Raw genomic sequence first — 15,727 nt, forward strand, 5'->3', positions numbered from 1 at the left:
TGTAATCGGTCAGTGGGCTTGTTCGGCGGCGAGGTTGTCCAGCAGCAGCTGGAACGCTTGCACGGCGAGCTGGATGTCGTCGTTGGTGCTCGACTCGAGCGGGTTGTGGCTGATGCCCGAGTTGATGCCGCGCACGAAGAGCATGGCCTGCGGCATCACCTCGTGCAGCTTCATGGCGTCGTGGCCGGCGCCGCTGGGCATGCGGAAGAGCGGAATGCCCAGTGCATCGACGGCTTGTTCCCAACGCTGCTGCCACGCCGGTGCGCTCGGCGCGGCGGCGGCGCGCATGGTTTCCTCGAGCTCGTAGCGCACGCTGCGGCGTTCGCAGATGTCCTTCAGCGCGGCGACCACGTCGTTCGCCAGCGCGTCGCGCTGTGCGTTGTTGGGCGCGCGCAGGTCGAGGCTGAACTTGCAGCGGCCGGGCACGACGTTGATCGAGCCGCTCGGCACTTCGAGCATGCCGACGGTGCCGACCGAGTCGCCGTCTTTCGCGGCGCGCTGCTCGGTGTAGAGGATGAGTTCGGCCACGGCCGCGGCGGCGTCGCGGCGGCGGTCCATGGGCGTGGTGCCGGCGTGGCTGGCCATGCCGATGACTTCGCCCACGTAGCGCACGCTGCCGTTGATGGAGGTGACGATGCCCAGCGGCAGGTCGAGTTCGGTGAGCACGGGGCCCTGCTCGATGTGCACCTCGACAAAGCCGAGGTAGCGCGCCGGGTCGCGCTGGATCTTCGGAATGTCTTCTTCCTGCAGGCCGGCGTGCTGCATGGCCTCGCGCATGGTGATGCCGTCGGCATCCTTCTGGTCGAGCCAGCGCGTGTCGAAGTGGCCGATGAGCGCACCCGAGCCGAGGAAGGTGGCCTTGTAGCGCTGGCCTTCTTCTTCGGCGAAGCCGACGACTTCGAAGGCGAAGGGCAAGCGGCGGTTCTGGCGCTTGAGTTCGCGCACGCAGGCCATGGGCACGAAGATGCCCAGGCGGCCGTCGTACTTGCCGCCGTTGCGCACGGTGTCGTAGTGCGAGCCGGTGAGCAGGGTCTTGGCATCGGGCTTGGCGCCTTCATAACGGCCGACCACGTTGCCGACCGCATCGATGTGCACGGAGTCGAAGCCGCAGTCGCGCATCCAGCCCGAGATGTTCGCGGCGCAGGCGCGGTGCGCGTCGGTCAGGTACGTCACGGTGAGCTGGCCCTTCTCGGCATAGCCGGGGTCGGTGTGCACCGACAGCTGTTCCTGCCAGTCCCACACGTCATTGCCGAGCGTGACGTCGGCGCCGAACTTGTCGTTCAGGCGGATCTCGGCGATGCGGTGGATGTTGCGCAGCGCCTCGCCGAGTTCGAAGCTCGGGTGGTTGTGCAGCCGGCGCGCAAAGGTCTCGATGATCTCGCGCTTGGCCAGACCGGTGCCGCGCGGGCCGCGCACGGCCAGGATGAACGGGAAGCCGAACTTGGCGTTGTAGTCGGCGTTGAGCTTCTGGATCTGCGCGAACTCTTCGGGCGTGCAGTCGGTCAGGCCGGCCTTGTTCTGCTCGTTGGTCGACTCGGCGGTGAGCGTCTTGCTGACCATGGCCTTGCCGGCAAGCTCGGGGTGGGCGCGGATCAGGCCGATCTGCTCGTCGGCCGACGACGCGGCCAGCGCCTGCACCAGCGCGTGCTTGAGGTGCGCGAGCGAACGGAAGGGGCGTTGCACCAGCGCGCGCTGCGCAATCCAGGGCGAGTGTTCGTACACGCCGTCGAGCATGGCGACGGCAGAGGCCGGCCCCGCGGCGTTGAGTTGGGCAAGGGTGAGGAGGGGGGTGCTCATGATGCGGCTCCGGCTTCGAAGGGGTGCGCCTGTTTCCAGTGGCGTGCGATGTCGACGCGGCGGCAGACCCAGACCTTGTCGTGCGTGGCGATGTGATCGAGGAAACGCTGCAGCGCCGTGATGCGGCCGGGGCGGCCGAGCAGGCGGCAGTGCATGCCGATGCTCATCATCTTGGGGCTGTCGTCGCCGTTCGGATCGCCTTCGGCGTACAGCGCGTCGAAGGTGTCCTTCATGTACTGGAAGAACGGGTCGGCGTGCGAGTAGCCCTGCGGCAGTGCAAAGCGCATGTCGTTCACGTCGAGCGTGTAGGGCACGATGAGCTGCGGCACGACCGTGCCGTCGGTCTTCTGCACTTTCATCCAGAAGGGCAGGTCGTCGCCGTAGTAGTCGCTGTCGTACTCGAAGCCGCCGTAGTCGGCCACGAGGCGGCGCGTGCGCGGGCTGTCGCGGCCGGTGTACCAGCCGAGCGCGCGCTCGCCGGTGAGCTTTTCGATCGCCTCCATGCCCAGGCGCATGTGCTCGCGCTCGGTGGCTTCGTCGAGGTTCTGGTAGTGAATCCAGCGCCAGCCGTGGCAGGCGATCTCGTGGCCGAGTTCCTTGAAGGCTGCCGTGAGTTCGGGGTAGCGCTCCAGCGCCATGCCCACGCCGAACACGGTGAGCGGCAGGCCGCGCTTTTCGAACTCGCGCAGGATGCGCCACACGCCGGCCCGCGAGCCGTACTCGTAGATGCCTTCCATGCTGATGTGCCGGTCGGGGAAGCTCGCCGGGTTGAACATCTCGGAAAGAAACTGCTCCGAGCCCGCGTCGCCGTGCAGCGTGGCGTTCTCGCCGCCTTCTTCGTAGTTGAGGACGAACTGCACCGCCACGCGCGCGCCACCGGGCCAGCGGGCGTGGGGCGGGTTGCGGCCGTAGCCGACGAGGTCACGTGGGTAGGGCAGGGTGGTGTCGTAGACAGTCATGGTGTGGATCAGGACAGCGCGAGGGAGATGTCGTTGGTCGGGACCTTGCGGTCGAAGGTGAGGTTGGCCTCGACGTGTTCCAGGTGCTCGGTCATGAGGCGCACGGCGAGTTCTTCGTCGCGCGCGGCCAGCGCCTTCACGATGTCGGCGTGCTCGTCGTTGGAGTGCTCGGCGGCGCTGGTGCTCTGGTACATGAGCGTGATGAGGGCGCAGCGCGAGATCAGCTCGCCCAATATTTGCGCCAGCACCTGGTTGCCCATGAGCTCGGCCATGCGCACGTGGAAGTCGCCCAGTAGCTCGGTGCGGCCCGACACGTCTTCGCCGCCGACGGCCGATTTCTCGAGCGCCACGTGCTCCTTGAGCGCTTTGATCTTGGCGGGCGTGACGCTGCGCACGAAGGCGCGGGTCATTTCGGCCTCGAGCATGCGGCGCACGGCGAACACCTGCTTGGCCTCGTCGACGGCAGGCGCGGCCACGAAGGCCCCGCGCGCCGGCTCGAGCCGGATCAGCTTGTTCTGCGAGAGCTGGAACAGCGCCTGGCGCACCAGCGTGCGCGACACGCCGAAGTGATCGGCCAGCTTCTGCTCGGCGAGCTTGGTGCCGGGCTGAAGGCGGTGCTCGACGATGGCCTTCGTGAGGGCATCGACGATCGAACGGGTGGTGGAGGACTCCATGTTTTTCATGATAGACCCAAAGCCGGTAACTGTATACACTTTTGTCCACCGGAATTTCCCGCCCCTCTGGTCTCCCCGATCTCACCGATCCGGCACCATTTTTTGAAGGAACGCCCCATGGGTTTGAGCACTCACGTACTGGACACGATGCACGGCGGCCCCGCGGCCGGCATGGAGGTGGCGCTGTACACCACCGACGGCGACGCCGCGACGCTGGTGAAGCGCTTCACGCTGAATTCGGACGGCCGCAGCGACGGCCCGCTGTACGACAACAACTCCATCAAGGTCGGCACCTACCGGCTGGTGTTCGACGTGGCGGGTTACTTCAAGGCCCGCGGCGTGACGCTGCCGGAGCCGAACTTCCTGAACAAGGTGGCGCTGGACTTCGGCGTGGCGCACACCGACCAGCACTACCACGTGCCGCTTCTGGTCAGCCCGTGGAGCTACTCCACGTACCGCGGCTCCTGAGGTCAGTCGCCTTGTTGCTGCCCTTCGGTGAGCGTGTCGAGCTGGAAGCGCCCGCTCTTGTCCCACAGCCAGGTGTCGGTCCAGGTGACCGTGCCCAGGCGTTGGGCGGGCGGGAAGGGCGCGGCCTGCAGCACGGTGCGCTCGATCTCGGCGATCACCTCGGGCGCGTGCTTGGGCGCGCGCATCCAGTGCATCGAGACCACCTTGCCGCCGGTGTCGAGGTTCACCTGCAGGGTGCCGACCGCGTACAGCAGGGGCGGCATCTGGCCCTTGTAGATGCGCGAGGCGTTGGCGTTGTAGATGTGGCGCGCCGCGTCGCGGCGGTAGTCGCGCGCGGTGGCCGCGCTCGAGGCGCGCGGTGCGGGGCCGCTGCCCTGTGCGCTGCTGGTGCCGCTCAGCTGGCCGGGCACCGAGCCCGTCGAGCCGCAGCCGGCGAGCCACAAGGCGGAAAGAACAGTCGCGGCCCAGGCGAGGCGGCGCGGCGTAAGCTGGCGGTTCGTCATCATCGCCGGGGTTATACCGTGAGTCGTTGCGGTCCAGGCAACCGAAGGTATCGGTCATGAACGGTGCGGTTGATCAGTTGTTGATGCGTCTTCGCACCGAAGACGCCGTGCTGGTGCGCGTCGAATCGACGCAGGGCTCGGCCCCGCGCGAGGCCGGCACCTGGATGGCCGTGTGGGCCGACGGGCTCACGGCCACCATCGGCGGCGGGCAGCTCGAGTTCCAGGCCACGCAGGAAGCACGCGAAATCCTGGCCGGCACGCGCAGCCTCGACGGCGTGCAGCGCTACCCGCTGGGCCCGAGCCTGGGGCAGTGCTGCGGCGGCGTGATGTTCCTGACCTACCGGCGCATCGGTGCGGCCGACGCGCCCGCGCTGCAAAAAGAACTGGTCGCGCAACTCGAACCTGTGGCGCTGTTCGGCGGCGGCCATGTGGGCGCCGCATTGGCGCGCCTGCTGGCCGTGCTGCCGTTCTCGGTGCGCTGGATCGACAGCCGCGACGGCGTGTTCCCCGACGCGCTGCCCGCGCAGATCGACACCGAGCACTCCGAGCCCGTGCAAGACGCCGTGGCCGCGCTCGCGCCCGGCAGCCGCGTGCTGATCATGAGCTTCAGCCACGCCGAAGACCTCGACATCGTCATCGCCTGCCTGAAGCGTTTGCGCACGCGCAACGACCTGCCCTACATCGGCCTCATCGGCAGCAAAACCAAATGGGCCACCTTCCGCCACCGGCTGGAGGCGCGCGGCTTCACGGCCGACGAGCTGGCGCGCGTCACCTGCCCGATCGGCGTGCCCGGCATCACGGGCAAGGAACCCGAGGTGATCGCGGTGGCCGTGGCGGCACAGTTGTTGCAATCGCTGGGCTGAACAGGGTTTTCCCTTGGCGGCAACGCCGCAAATAGCATCCCGCCTCGTGTCAAAACTGTATACACTTTCGGTCCACAACAAGCCGCAGCGGAGCGAGGTCGTTTTCAACGGACCTGCGTTCGCGGCACTTTCTCTGCTTACAGCGCCCGCAGTGGTGAGCAGGCTGAAACCCCTCATCGACGCCCCACGCGTCTAGAGGGTTGCGAGAGAGCACATGGAAAGCTATTACCTCGACTGGGCCAACCTGCTGCTGCGCTGGGTCCACGTCATCACCGCCATCGCATGGATCGGCGCCTCCTTCTACTTCGTGATGCTGGACAACAGCCTCGAGAAGCCGCAAGACCAGGAGTCGCTCGACAAGGGCGTGGGCGGCGAGCAATGGGCCGTGCACGGCGGCGGTTTCTACAACAGCCAGAAATACGCGCTGGCGCCCAAGAAGCTGCCCGACCACCTGCACTGGTCGTACTGGGAGAGCTACTCGACGTGGCTCACGGGCTTTGCGCTCTTCACGATGTCGTACCTGTGGAACGCGAGCACGTACCTCATCGACAAGAGCAAGATGGACTGGCAGCCCGGCGCCGCCATTGCCGTGGCGCTGGCCTTCTTCGTCGTGTTCTGGATGGTCTACGACGGCATCTGCCAGATCTTCGGGCGCCGCAAGAACGGCGACACCATCGTCGGCGTGCTGATCGCGATCTTCATCGTCTTCGCGACCTGGCTGGCCTGCCAGTGGTTCGCGGGCCGCGCGGCCTTCCTGCTGGTGGGCGCCATGATGGCCACCACCATGAGCGGCAACGTGTTCTTCTGGATCATCCCGGGCCAGCGCAAGAACGTGAAGGCCCTGCGCGAAGGCCGGCCGGTCGACCCGGTGCACGGCCAGCGCGGCAAGCAGCGCAGCGTGCACAACACCTACTTCACGCTGCCGGTGCTGTTCGCGATGCTGAGCAACCACTACAGCTTCACCTACACGCACAAGTACAACTGGATCGTGCTGCTGCTGATCATGCTCGGCGGCGCGGCCATCCGGCAGTTCTTCGTGGTGCGCCACCGCTTCAAGCTGGGCAACGCGGGCAACCCGCTGCCCTACGCCATGGTCGGCATCGCGGTGCTGGGCCTCACCATCGTGTGGATGAAGCCCGAGCCGGTGGCGCCGGTCGCGGCCAGCGCCGCCCAGGCCGTGCCCGCCGTGGCCTACCAGGACGTGCAGAAGGTGCTCGAGCAGCGCTGCTACATGTGCCACGGCGCGGCCGTGCAGATGAAGAACGTGCGCGTCGACACGCCCGACCAGGTGACGGCGCATGCGCAGGCGATCTACCAGCAGGTCGTGGTGACCAAGATCATGCCGATGAACAACGCGACGAACATCACCGACGAAGAGCGGGCGCTCATCAGCCGCTGGTTCCAGGCCGGCGCCAAGACGAACTAGAGGCGCAGCGGCCGGCAAGGGCGGGCCGCCGGTCGTCGCACAATCGCCGAATGGAGACAACACGCAAGCCATGACCGCATCGACCTCGCCCTCAGCAACAGCTCCCGATCCGCGCGAAGCCCCGCGCGCTTTCCTCGAACACCTGTACCGCGTGGCGGTGGACCGCGCACTGCCGCTGTCCACGCTGGGCGCCCATCTGCCCAAGCCGCCCAAGGGTCGCACCGTGGTGCTCGGCGCCGGCAAGGCCGGCGGCTCGATGGTGCAGGCGCTCGAAGCGCTGTGGCCGGCCGACGCCCCGCTGTCGGGCCTGGTCGTCACGCGCTACGACCACATTCCGCCGCGCCCCGAAGGCGTGCCGCAGCGCATCGAGCTCGTCGAAGCCGCGCACCCCGTGCCCGACGCGGCCGGCCAGCAGGCGGCCGAGCGCATCCTGGCGCTCACGCAGGGCCTCACGGCCGACGACCTCGTGCTGTGCCTCATCTCCGGCGGCGGCTCGTCGCTGCTGGTGCTGCCGGCCGACGGCCTCACGCTGGCCGACAAGCAGCGCATCAACAAACAGCTGCTCGACAGCGGCGCCCACATCGGCGAAATGAACTGCGTGCGCAAGCACCTGTCGCGCATCAAGGGCGGCCGGCTCGCGGCGGCCTGCGCGCCGGCGCGCGTGGTCACGCTCACCATCAGCGACGTGCCCGGCGACGACCCGGCCGTGATCGCCAGCGGCCCCACCGTGCCCGACACCACCACCTGCGCCGACGCGCTCGCCATCCTCGACCGCTACGGCATCGAGGTGCCGGCGCCCGTGCGCGCGCAGCTCGAAAGCGGCGCGCTCGAAACCCCCAAGCCCGACGACGCCGCGTTCATCGGCCACAGCACGCACATGATCGCCACGCCGCAGCAGTCGCTCGAAGCCGCCGCCGCGGCCGCGCGCGCCGCCGGCCTCGAGGCGCACATCCTCAGCGACGAGATCGAAGGCGAATCGCGCGAAGTCGGCAAGGTGCACGGGGCGCTCGCGCGGGCCGTGGCGCTGCGCGGCGCGCCGTTCGCGCGGCCCTGCGTCATCCTGTCGGGCGGCGAGACCACGGTCACCATCCGTGCGCGCCAGCCCGGCCAGGCCAAGGGCCGCGGCGGGCGGGCCGGCGAGTTCTGCATGGGCCTGTCGGGTGCGCTCATGGGCCAACCGCAGGTGTGGGCGCTGGCCGCCGACACCGACGGCATCGACGGCGTGGAAGACAACGCCGGCGCCTTCGTCACGCCCGACACCCTGGCGCGCGCCACGGCGCAGGGCAAGAAGCTGTCTGACCACCTCGACCGCAACGACGCCTACGGCTACTTCGACGCCATCGGCGACCTGTTCGTGACCGGTCCGACGAACACCAACGTCAACGACTTCCGCGCGATCCTCGTGCTGTAGGCGTGCTCAGGCCTCCAACGGGGCCTCGGGCAAGCTTTGTGAACTCAGGTTAATCTACGGCCCCCGGCGGCGCTTGGCCGCCGTTGTCGCATGCGCACCCCCACGGGGTGCCGCGCCGCGCGCCCGATTTCCCGTTTCGTTTTCACCATCCAGTCCTCGAAGGAAAGAGTTCGCCATGACCGCCACCTACACCGACACCCGCCTGCTGATCGACGGCCAATGGGTCGACGCCGCCGACGGCAAGACGCTCGACGTGCTGAACCCCGCCACCGGCAAGGCCATCGGCAAGGTGGCGCACGCCAGCATCGTCGACCTCGACCGTGCCCTGGCCGCCGCCCAGCGTGGCTTCGAAGCCTGGCGCGACACGCCCGCCAACGAGCGCGCCGCCGTGATGCGCCGCGCCGCCGGCCTGATCCGCGAACGCGCCCTGGACATCGCCAAGCTGCTGACGCAGGAACAAGGCAAGCCGCTGGGCGAGGCCAAGGTCGAAATGATGGCCGCCGCCGACATCATCGAGTGGTTCGCCGACGAAGGCCGCCGCGTGTACGGCCGCATCGTGCCTTCGCGCAACCTGGCTGCGCAGCAGCTGGTCATCAAGGAGCCGGTCGGCCCGGTCGCGGCCTTCACGCCGTGGAATTTCCCCGTCAACCAGATCGTGCGCAAGCTCGGCGCCGCGCTCGCCACCGGCTGCTCCTTCCTGGTGAAGGCGCCCGAAGAAACCCCGGCGTCGCCGGCCGCACTGCTGAAGGCTTTTGTCGACGCCGGCATTCCGGGCGGCGTCGTGGGCCTCGTGTTCGGCAACCCCGCCGAGATCTCGAGCTACCTGATTGCGCACCCGATCATCCGCAAGGTCACGTTCACCGGCTCCACCCCGGTCGGCAAGCAGCTGGCCGCACTGGCCGGTTCGCACATGAAGCGCGTCACGATGGAACTGGGCGGTCACGCCCCGGTGATCGTGGCCGAAGACGCCGACGTGGCGCTGGCCGTCAAGGCCGCCGGTGCCGCCAAGTTCCGCAATGCGGGCCAGGTCTGCATCTCGCCGACCCGCTTCCTGGTGCACAACAGCCTGCGCCATGAGTTCGCGAGCCTGCTGGTCAAGCACGCCGAAGGCCTGAAGATGGGCGACGGCCTGGCCGAAGGCACCAACCTTGGCCCGCTGGCCAACGCCCGCCGCCTCACGGCCATGGCCCACGTGCTGGAAGACGCGCGCAAGAAGGGCGCCACCATCGCGACCGGCGGCGACCGCGTCGGCGACACCGGCAACTTCTTCGCGCCCACCGTCATCACCGACGTGCCGCTGGACGCCGACGTGTTCAACAACGAACCCTTCGGCCCCATCGCCGCGATCCGCGGCTTCGACACGCTCGAAGAAGCCATCACCGAAGCCAACCGCCTGCCTTTCGGCCTGGCCGGTTATGCCTTCACCAAGTCGATCAAGAGCGCGCACCTGCTGAGCCAGAAGCTCGAGCTCGGCATGCTGTGGATCAACCAGCCCGCCACGCCCTCGCCGGAAATGCCGTTCGGCGGCGTGAAGGATTCGGGCTACGGTTCGGAAGGCGGCCCGGAGGCGATCGAGGCCTACTTGAACACCAAGGCGGTGTCGATCCTCGGCGTTTAACTAGTCTTCGGCGGAGGCGTTCCAGAACGCCTGCTGGACACCTTCCAAGGTTTCCAGCTCTGCGATCACCTGGTCGAGCTCGTCGGGCTCGACCGCGGTGGCGTAGAGCGTCGCAGCAATCTCCGTGTCGGCCTGCCCGAAGGCGTGTTGGTCGATGTCGCGCACCGGGTAGTTCGCGGCTTCCAGTTGCACCAGCAGCTGATCCATCACCTCGGGCCGCGCCGCGCGTGAACAGATCACGCGCACCGTGTACGTCGCCTCGCTCGATTCCTCGTGCACCGGGCGGCGGTTGATGCGGTTCACCACCGGGCGCAGCAGCGTGTTGCTCGCGAGCACGAACAGTGCCGCGATCAGCGCTTCGCCCAGCAGGTTGGCGCCCGCGCAGGCGCCCACTGCCGCAGACCCCCACAGCGTGGCGGCCGTGTTCAGGCCCGTGATGTTGGCGCCTTCTTTCATGATCGCGCCCGCGCCCAGAAAACCGATGCCCGAGACCACGTAGGCGACCACGCGCACCGAGCCGTCGGGGCCGCCCAGGCGGGCCGCCATGTCGACGAACACGGCGGCGCCCACGGCCACCAATGTGTTGGTGCGCAGCCCCGCGGTGCGCTGGCGCATCTGGCGCTCGAAGCCGATCAGCGAGCCGAGCAGAAAGGCCGCGCCCACGCTGATGAAGGTGTTCAGCAGCGAAGGCAGGTTGATGTTGCGGATGGCTTCCATGAGTGATCCTCCTGATCTTCTGTGTGCGGCGCAGGGTAGCGGCCTTGTGTGACAGCCGCAATCCTGCGTTCGCCGGGTGATGCCTGTTCTTATTGCCAGCCGTACCTGCGCGCGTACCAGCCCTTCACCGCCTGCGTCAGCGTCGCGTAGCCGACCAGCATCAGCACCAGCCATGGGAAGTACGCGAGCGGCAGCGCCTGCAGCTTGAAGTAGTGCGCCAGCGGTCCCATCGGCAGCCAGATGCCAACCGCGGCAATGGCCGCGCCCATCGCCAGCAGCGGCCAGGCCGCGCGGCTTTGCAAAAACGGAATCTTGCGCGTGCGGATCAGGTGCACGATGAGCGTCTGCGACAGCAGGCCCTCGATGAACCAGCCCGACTGGAACAGCGTCTGGTGCTCCGGCGTGTTGGCCGCGAACACGAACCACATCACGGTGTAGGTGAGGATGTCGAACACCGAGCTCAGCGGCCCGAAGAACACCATGAAGCGCCCCAGGTCGGCCGGGTTCCAGCGCTGCGGCGTCTTCAAGAATTCTTCGTCCACGTTGTCGAACGGGATCGCGATCTGCGACACGTCGTACAGCAGGTTCTGCACCAGGAGGTGCAACGGCAGCATCGGCAAAAAGGGCAGGAAGGCACTGGCCACCAGCACCGAGAACACGTTGCCGAAGTTCGAGCTGGCCGTGATCTTGATGTACTTGAGCATGTTGGCGAAGGTGCGGCGGCCTTCGATCACGCCTTGCTCCAGCACCATGAGGCTCTTCTCGAGCAGGATGATGTCGGCCGATTCCTTGGCCACGTCCACCGCGCCGTCCACCGAGATGCCGATGTCGGCGGCGCGCAGCGCGGGCGCGTCGTTGATGCCGTCGCCCATGAAGCCGACCACGTGACCGTTGGCATGCAGCGCCTGCACGATGCGCTCCTTGTGCGCGGGCGTGAGCTTGGCGAACACCTGGCGCATTTCCACCATCTGCCGCAGCTCGGCCTCGTTCATGCGCTCGACCTCGTGGCCCAGCACCATGCGCCCGGCGTCGATGCCGACGTCTGCGCAGACCTTGCGCGTGACCAGCTCGTTGTCGCCGGTCAGCACCTTCACCGCCACGCCGTGCGCGGCCAGCGCCAGCAGCGCGGGCGCAGTCGATTCCTTCGGCGGATCGAGAAAGGCCACGTAGCCCAGCAGCGTGAGCCCGGCTTCGTCGGCCACGCTGTAGGCCGGCTTGCGCGCGTCGGCATGCAGCGTGCGGCTGGCCACGGCCACCACGCGCAGGCCCTGGGCGTTGAGCTCCGAGGCCACGCGGTGGATGCGCGCCATCACGTCGGTGTCGAGTGCGAGCACTTCGGCGCCGCGTTCGACCGAGGTGCACACCGACAGGATCTCTTCGAGCGCGCCCTTGCAGATCAGCAGGTGCTCGTCGTCGCCGTGCGCGACCACCACCGACATGCGGCGGCGCGAGAAGTCGAAGGGCACTTCGTCGACCTTGCGCCAGCGGGTCTGCAGCTGCGCGTCGAGCTGCACTTCGGCGTGGCTGAGCACGGCCTTGTCGAGCAGGTTCTTCAGCCCGGTCTGGTGAAAGCTGTTGAGGTAGGCCTGCTGCAGCACGTGGTCGGAGTCTTCGCCCCAGGCGTTGGTGTGGCGTTCGAGCACGATGCGGTCCTGCGTGAGCGTGCCGGTCTTGTCGGTGCACAGCACGTCCATCGCGCCGAAGTTGTGGATGGCCTCGAGCCGCTTCACGATCACCTTCTGGCGCGACATCACGACCGCGCCCTTGGCCAGCGTGGCGGTCACGATCATCGGCAGCATCTCGGGCGTGAGGCCGACCGCGATCGACAGCGCGAACAGCGCGGCCTCCCACCAGTCGCCCTTGGTCACGCCGTTGATCACCAGCACCAGCGGCGCCATCACCAGCATGAAGCGGATCAGCAGCCAGCTCACGCGGTTGATGCCGGCCTGGAAGGCGGTGGTGCCGCGGTAGTTGTCGCTAACGCGCTGGGCCAGCGCGCCGAAGAAGGTGCGCTCGCCCGTGTGCACGATCACGGCCGTGGCGGTGCCGCTGATCACGTTGGTGCCCATGAAGAGCAGGTTGTCGCGCTCGAGCACGCCGGCCTGGTGGTCGGTGGCGGTGGCGGCGAACTTCTCCACCGGCATCGATTCGCCGGTGAGGGCCGACTGGCTGATGAACAGGTCTTTCGCCGAGAGCAGGCGCGCATCGGCCGGAATCATGTCGCCGGCCGACAGCGCGATCACGTCGCCGGGCACGAGGTCGCGCATCGGCACTTCCATGCGCTGCGTGCCGGTGTGCGCGAGGTCGAAGCCGTCGTCACTGGCGCGTCCGGCCTTCTCGCCGGGCGCGGGGCGCAGCACCGTCGACGTGTTGCTGACCATCGCCTTGAGCCGGTCGGCCGCCTGGTTGGAGCGCGACTCCTGCAGAAAGCGCAGCACGGTCGACAGCAGCACCATGCTGCCGATCACCACCGTGGCCTTCGTGTCCTCGGTGATGTAGGAGACCAGCGCGAGCACAGTCAGCAGCAGGTTGAAGGGGTTGCGGTAGCACTGCCACAGGTGGTTCCACCACGGCAGCGGCTGCTCGTGGCGCACCTCGTTGCTGCCCAGCCGCTTGCGCAGCGCCAGCGCGTGGGCTTCGCTCAGGCCTTGCGACGAGCTGTTCAGGCGCACCAGCACTTCGCCCGCGTCGGTGTGCGAGGCGGCGGCCAGCGCCTTGGCGATCTCGGGCGGCATCGCGGCCGAGCCGAGGCTGCTGGGCTTGGCGCTCAGCAGCGTCTGCCAGCGCTCGAAGTGATGCCGCATGTGGCGGCTGCGCAGAAAGCTTTCGAAAAAGGACTTCAGGACGTTCTTCATTTTTCTTCTCCTGTGTGGGGGCGCTCAGCGCGCGAACGCCAAGGTGAGGCCCAGCGTCCAGCCGCGCGGGCCGTCGTGGCGCAGGTCGCGTGCGTGGCTGAGATCGACGTTGACCGACGGGCTGGCCGTCCAGCGCAGGCCGGCGCGCCAGGCGTTGCGCCCGCCTTCGCGGAAGCGCTCGGCCACGAGCGACAGCGCGGGCAGCGCGGCCCATTCGAGCGCCGCACCCGAGTGGCTGGTGCTCGGCTGTGCGCGATGGAAGTCGCGCCCCAGGTTCAGGTGGGCGCGCCATGCGTCGTCGAACTGCCAGGTGACGGGGATCACCACGCTGCTGTCGGTGAGGCGGAGCGAGGCATTGCCGGCGTTGCTGCGTTGCCACGTGGCCGAGGCCAGCACGCCGGTGCTCAGCGTGTCGGTGAGCGCAAAGGCCCACTTGATCTGCGGGCCGGCGCGCACGGTGCGGCCGTCGGCGGTGCGCTCACGTTCGAGGTTCAGGCCCAGCTCGACCGGGCCGACACGGCAGGCCGGGCCGAGGTGCGCGAGGCGCTGGCCGCCCCAGGTCTCGATCTGGCACTGGCCCGGATCGAGGATGGCGGCGTCGTCCACTGAATGGTGTCCGCCGGCGGCGTGGGTCTGTGTGGCGGCCAGGCCGCACAAGGTCGCGAGCCAGGCGCGGCTTGGCGCGGGGCGGCGGAAGGGAAGGGGGCGGGCGGTGGAACGGGCGGCCGTGGCCGTCCGCACGACACGCCGCAGGCGTTCGCGGGTCATGGGCGTTTTTCCTTCGGATGCGGCGCGCCGCGAAGGAAGAAACGCCCGTGACGACGTGCTTACTCAGCAGTCAGACGGCGGCGCTCCTCCGCAGCGCGGCAGGCTGCGAGGTGAATGGGGGATCGATCGGGCATGGAAGAAGGCGGCGCACAGCGGCGCAAGCGAGGGTCCGGGTCCATGGGGGCCTCCTGTTCGGTGAGAGTGGCAGGGGCGGGCTTCAGCGGCGCGTCGTGCCGTGGCCGGGCTGTTCGAGCAGCAGCAGGAAGCTGCGGATGCGGCGCGTGGTCCACAGCGCGGCGCCGCGGTCCAGGGCCTGCTCGTCGTCGAGGTGCGGTGCGGGGCTCACGCGTGCAGGCGCAGGCGCACCGGCGTGCGTCGACGGGCGACCGTGCGACGGTCGCGTCTGCGGATGCAACGGACGAATCTGAAACTGGCGCATGACAAGGCTCCTTCACGCTGAAGGGCCTCGCGCACGGACGCACGCAAGCTGACTGACAAAGTCAGCGACGAAGAACAACGGAAATCGGTAGGGGGAGCCGCTTGCCCGTGGGGCAAGGGGTTCGCGCTGCGGACACGGCGGCCGCAAGCGCGAGAGCTGCCTGCGCTAGAGGGCCGGGGGTGTCACGCCTGCCGAGGCACGCGTCTTGTCACTGATCCAACTGGCACTGTCCACGCACGGGGCTCCGAAATGATGATTTCCGGATTGTTGCACCGCATCATTGCCAGCGTCAACCCTTGGCCTGGAGCGACAGGCTGCGCCGGGGTCGCGCGGCCTGGAGCTGGGCCTCGGTCGCGCTGCGTTCGATGGGGCTTGGAAACCAGCGGTAGATGTTCGAGTCGCCGCGCCAGCCGTCGCCGAAGCGCACGAAGAGGAAGCCCGAGATGGCATTGCCCAGGTCGTCCACCGGAATGCCCGCGGCGCGCAGGGCCGCCACTTCTTGCGCGGCGCTCATGTCGAAGGGCAATTTCAGCGTGATGCTCGCGCTGTGAAGGCTGGGTCGGGGCATCGTGACTCCTCTGCATGGACCAAGGGCCGTAGTGAAGCGCAAGAAGTTGTGTCAGGCGATACCGAAGATATGGGAGCCTTCGCAGGAGGGCGGCGCTGTCGGCCTCTGCGCCCATGGTGCATCCCCTGACGGGGGGATGCCATGGGCAGGACGGCCTATGCCGATGTGCCTGTCCGCGGATGCAGCGAGCAGGCGGCGGGGTTCAGCCCGTGCAGAGCGCGCGGATCGCCGGCGGAATCGGCACCGCGCGGATGCCGCCGCCTTCGCGCTTTGCGGCAAAGATCCGCACCTCTTCGCATTCGAGGATCAGGTCGTCGCCGCGCGTCACGCGGTAGGTCTGCACGAAGCTCTTGTCGCGCCATTCGGTGATGCGCACCGCAATGTGCAGCGTGTCGCCGTAGCTGGCCGCCTTGACGAAGCGCGTGTGCGTGTCGACCAGCGGCGTGCCGATCACGCCGAGGGTCTGGGCTGTTTCTTCCCAGCGCGGCACGCCGCACTCGGCAAAGAAGTGGCGCGAGGCCGCGTCGATCCAGCGAAAGAAATTGGGAAACCAGACGATGCCGGCCGGGTCGCAGTCGCCGAACTCGACGCGCGTGGTGTAGACGACTTCCTGGCCGGAAGCGTCTTTGGGAGATGGAGTGCTGCTCATCCGCCGATTGTC

General features: G+C 68.1%; 15 protein-coding genes. 5 read left to right on the plus strand and 10 right to left on the minus strand.

Annotated elements, in window-relative coordinates:
- Nucleotides 1-9 precede the first annotated feature (9 nt).
- The 3 genes from uraD to RZE79_RS08185 are packed head-to-tail and all read right to left on the minus strand — an operon-like array spanning nt 10 to nt 3,439.
- Nucleotides 10-1,797: a 2-oxo-4-hydroxy-4-carboxy-5-ureidoimidazoline decarboxylase gene (gene uraD, locus RZE79_RS08175; RefSeq protein ID WP_319359811.1), complete on the minus strand. Its 1,788-nt coding sequence runs from the start codon at nt 1,795-1,797 to the stop codon at nt 10-12.
- Nucleotides 1,794-2,756, minus strand: a complete 963-nt coding sequence (gene puuE / locus RZE79_RS08180; RefSeq protein ID WP_319359813.1) for an allantoinase PuuE — start codon at nt 2,754-2,756, stop codon at nt 1,794-1,796. Before puuE ends, uraD begins: the two co-directional genes overlap by 4 nt.
- An 8-nt stretch (nt 2,757-2,764) precedes the next feature.
- Complete coding sequence (locus tag RZE79_RS08185; protein ID WP_056574067.1) at nt 2,765-3,439, minus strand: GntR family transcriptional regulator; 675 nt, start codon at nt 3,437-3,439, stop codon at nt 2,765-2,767.
- Between the two features lie 108 nt (nt 3,440-3,547).
- On the opposite strand from RZE79_RS08185, the gene uraH reads away from it, so the two are divergent.
- A complete protein-coding gene (gene uraH, locus RZE79_RS08190; RefSeq protein ID WP_070061690.1) occupies nt 3,548-3,898 on the plus strand; it encodes a hydroxyisourate hydrolase in 351 nt (116 codons plus the stop codon).
- 2 nt (nt 3,899-3,900) lie between these two features.
- On the opposite strand, the gene RZE79_RS08195 is transcribed toward uraH, so the two are convergent.
- On the minus strand, nt 3,901-4,404 hold the full coding sequence (locus tag RZE79_RS08195; protein WP_319359818.1) for a hypothetical protein: 504 nt from the start codon (nt 4,402-4,404) through the stop codon (nt 3,901-3,903).
- A 53-nt stretch (nt 4,405-4,457) separates the two neighbouring features.
- Here RZE79_RS08195 and xdhC point away from each other — a divergent pair, with 53 nt between their 5' ends.
- From xdhC to RZE79_RS08215, 4 genes are all read left to right on the plus strand, one after another.
- Entirely contained in the window at nt 4,458-5,264 is an 807-nt protein-coding gene (xdhC, locus tag RZE79_RS08200; protein ID WP_319359820.1) for a xanthine dehydrogenase accessory protein XdhC, read from the plus strand.
- A gap of 214 nt (nt 5,265-5,478) precedes the next feature.
- Complete coding sequence (locus RZE79_RS08205; protein ID WP_319359822.1) at nt 5,479-6,690, plus strand: urate hydroxylase PuuD; 1,212 nt, start codon at nt 5,479-5,481, stop codon at nt 6,688-6,690.
- Nucleotides 6,691-6,760: 70 nt separating this feature from the next.
- Nucleotides 6,761-8,101, plus strand: coding sequence for a glycerate kinase (locus RZE79_RS08210; RefSeq protein WP_319359824.1), 1,341 nt, complete (start codon nt 6,761-6,763; stop codon nt 8,099-8,101).
- A gap of 175 nt (nt 8,102-8,276) precedes the next feature.
- Complete coding sequence (locus RZE79_RS08215) at nt 8,277-9,719, plus strand: NAD-dependent succinate-semialdehyde dehydrogenase (RefSeq protein ID WP_153285500.1); 1,443 nt, start codon at nt 8,277-8,279, stop codon at nt 9,717-9,719.
- Here the strand turns inward: RZE79_RS08215 and RZE79_RS08220 are convergent, their stop codons facing one another.
- The 6 genes from RZE79_RS08220 to RZE79_RS08245 all read right to left on the minus strand — a co-directional run bounded on the left by RZE79_RS08220 (nt 9,720) and on the right by RZE79_RS08245 (nt 15,715).
- Nucleotides 9,720-10,436, minus strand: coding sequence for an MgtC/SapB family protein (locus RZE79_RS08220; RefSeq protein WP_319359827.1), 717 nt, complete (start codon nt 10,434-10,436; stop codon nt 9,720-9,722). It abuts the gene before it with no gap.
- An 89-nt stretch (nt 10,437-10,525) separates the two neighbouring features.
- Entirely contained in the window at nt 10,526-13,291 is a 2,766-nt protein-coding gene (gene mgtA / locus RZE79_RS08225) for a magnesium-translocating P-type ATPase (protein WP_319359829.1), read from the minus strand.
- Between the two features lie 24 nt (nt 13,292-13,315).
- Complete coding sequence (locus RZE79_RS08230) at nt 13,316-14,059, minus strand: hypothetical protein (RefSeq protein WP_319359831.1); 744 nt, start codon at nt 14,057-14,059, stop codon at nt 13,316-13,318.
- Between the two features lie 217 nt (nt 14,060-14,276).
- The gene (locus RZE79_RS08235; RefSeq protein ID WP_319359833.1) at nt 14,277-14,498 is read right to left on the minus strand and encodes a hypothetical protein; all 222 of its coding nucleotides are present in this window, start codon (nt 14,496-14,498) and stop codon (nt 14,277-14,279) included.
- Nucleotides 14,499-14,787: 289 nt separating this feature from the next.
- Nucleotides 14,788-15,066, minus strand: a complete 279-nt coding sequence (locus RZE79_RS08240) for a hypothetical protein (RefSeq protein ID WP_319359835.1) — start codon at nt 15,064-15,066, stop codon at nt 14,788-14,790.
- A 202-nt stretch (nt 15,067-15,268) separates the two neighbouring features.
- Nucleotides 15,269-15,715, minus strand: coding sequence for an acyl-CoA thioesterase (locus RZE79_RS08245; RefSeq protein ID WP_319359837.1), 447 nt, complete (start codon nt 15,713-15,715; stop codon nt 15,269-15,271).
- Nucleotides 15,716-15,727 lie beyond the last annotated feature (12 nt).

Source organism: Variovorax sp. EBFNA2 (assembly GCF_033802765.1).
GTDB lineage: Bacteria > Pseudomonadota > Gammaproteobacteria > Burkholderiales > Burkholderiaceae_C > Variovorax > Variovorax paradoxus_H.

Bases quoted from the DNA above. Each gene is read 5' to 3' on its own strand.
- uraD (WP_319359811.1), bottom strand. From the start codon at position 1,797: ATGAGCACCCCCCTCCTCACCCTTGCCCAACTCAACGCCGCGGGGCCG.
- puuE (WP_319359813.1), bottom strand. From the start codon at position 2,756: ATGACTGTCTACGACACCACCCTGCCCTACCCACGTGACCTCGTCGGC.
- RZE79_RS08185 (WP_056574067.1), bottom strand. From the start codon at position 3,439: ATGAAAAACATGGAGTCCTCCACCACCCGTTCGATCGTCGATGCCCTC.
- uraH (WP_070061690.1), top strand. From the start codon at position 3,548: ATGGGTTTGAGCACTCACGTACTGGACACGATGCACGGCGGCCCCGCG.
- RZE79_RS08195 (WP_319359818.1), bottom strand. From the start codon at position 4,404: ATGATGACGAACCGCCAGCTTACGCCGCGCCGCCTCGCCTGGGCCGCG.
- xdhC (WP_319359820.1), top strand. From the start codon at position 4,458: ATGAACGGTGCGGTTGATCAGTTGTTGATGCGTCTTCGCACCGAAGAC.
- RZE79_RS08205 (WP_319359822.1), top strand. From the start codon at position 5,479: ATGGAAAGCTATTACCTCGACTGGGCCAACCTGCTGCTGCGCTGGGTC.
- RZE79_RS08210 (WP_319359824.1), top strand. From the start codon at position 6,761: ATGACCGCATCGACCTCGCCCTCAGCAACAGCTCCCGATCCGCGCGAA.
- RZE79_RS08215 (WP_153285500.1), top strand. From the start codon at position 8,277: ATGACCGCCACCTACACCGACACCCGCCTGCTGATCGACGGCCAATGG.
- RZE79_RS08220 (WP_319359827.1), bottom strand. From the start codon at position 10,436: ATGGAAGCCATCCGCAACATCAACCTGCCTTCGCTGCTGAACACCTTC.
- mgtA (WP_319359829.1), bottom strand. From the start codon at position 13,291: ATGAAGAACGTCCTGAAGTCCTTTTTCGAAAGCTTTCTGCGCAGCCGC.
- RZE79_RS08230 (WP_319359831.1), bottom strand. From the start codon at position 14,059: ATGACCCGCGAACGCCTGCGGCGTGTCGTGCGGACGGCCACGGCCGCC.
- RZE79_RS08235 (WP_319359833.1), bottom strand. From the start codon at position 14,498: ATGCGCCAGTTTCAGATTCGTCCGTTGCATCCGCAGACGCGACCGTCG.
- RZE79_RS08240 (WP_319359835.1), bottom strand. From the start codon at position 15,066: ATGCCCCGACCCAGCCTTCACAGCGCGAGCATCACGCTGAAATTGCCC.
- RZE79_RS08245 (WP_319359837.1), bottom strand. From the start codon at position 15,715: ATGAGCAGCACTCCATCTCCCAAAGACGCTTCCGGCCAGGAAGTCGTC.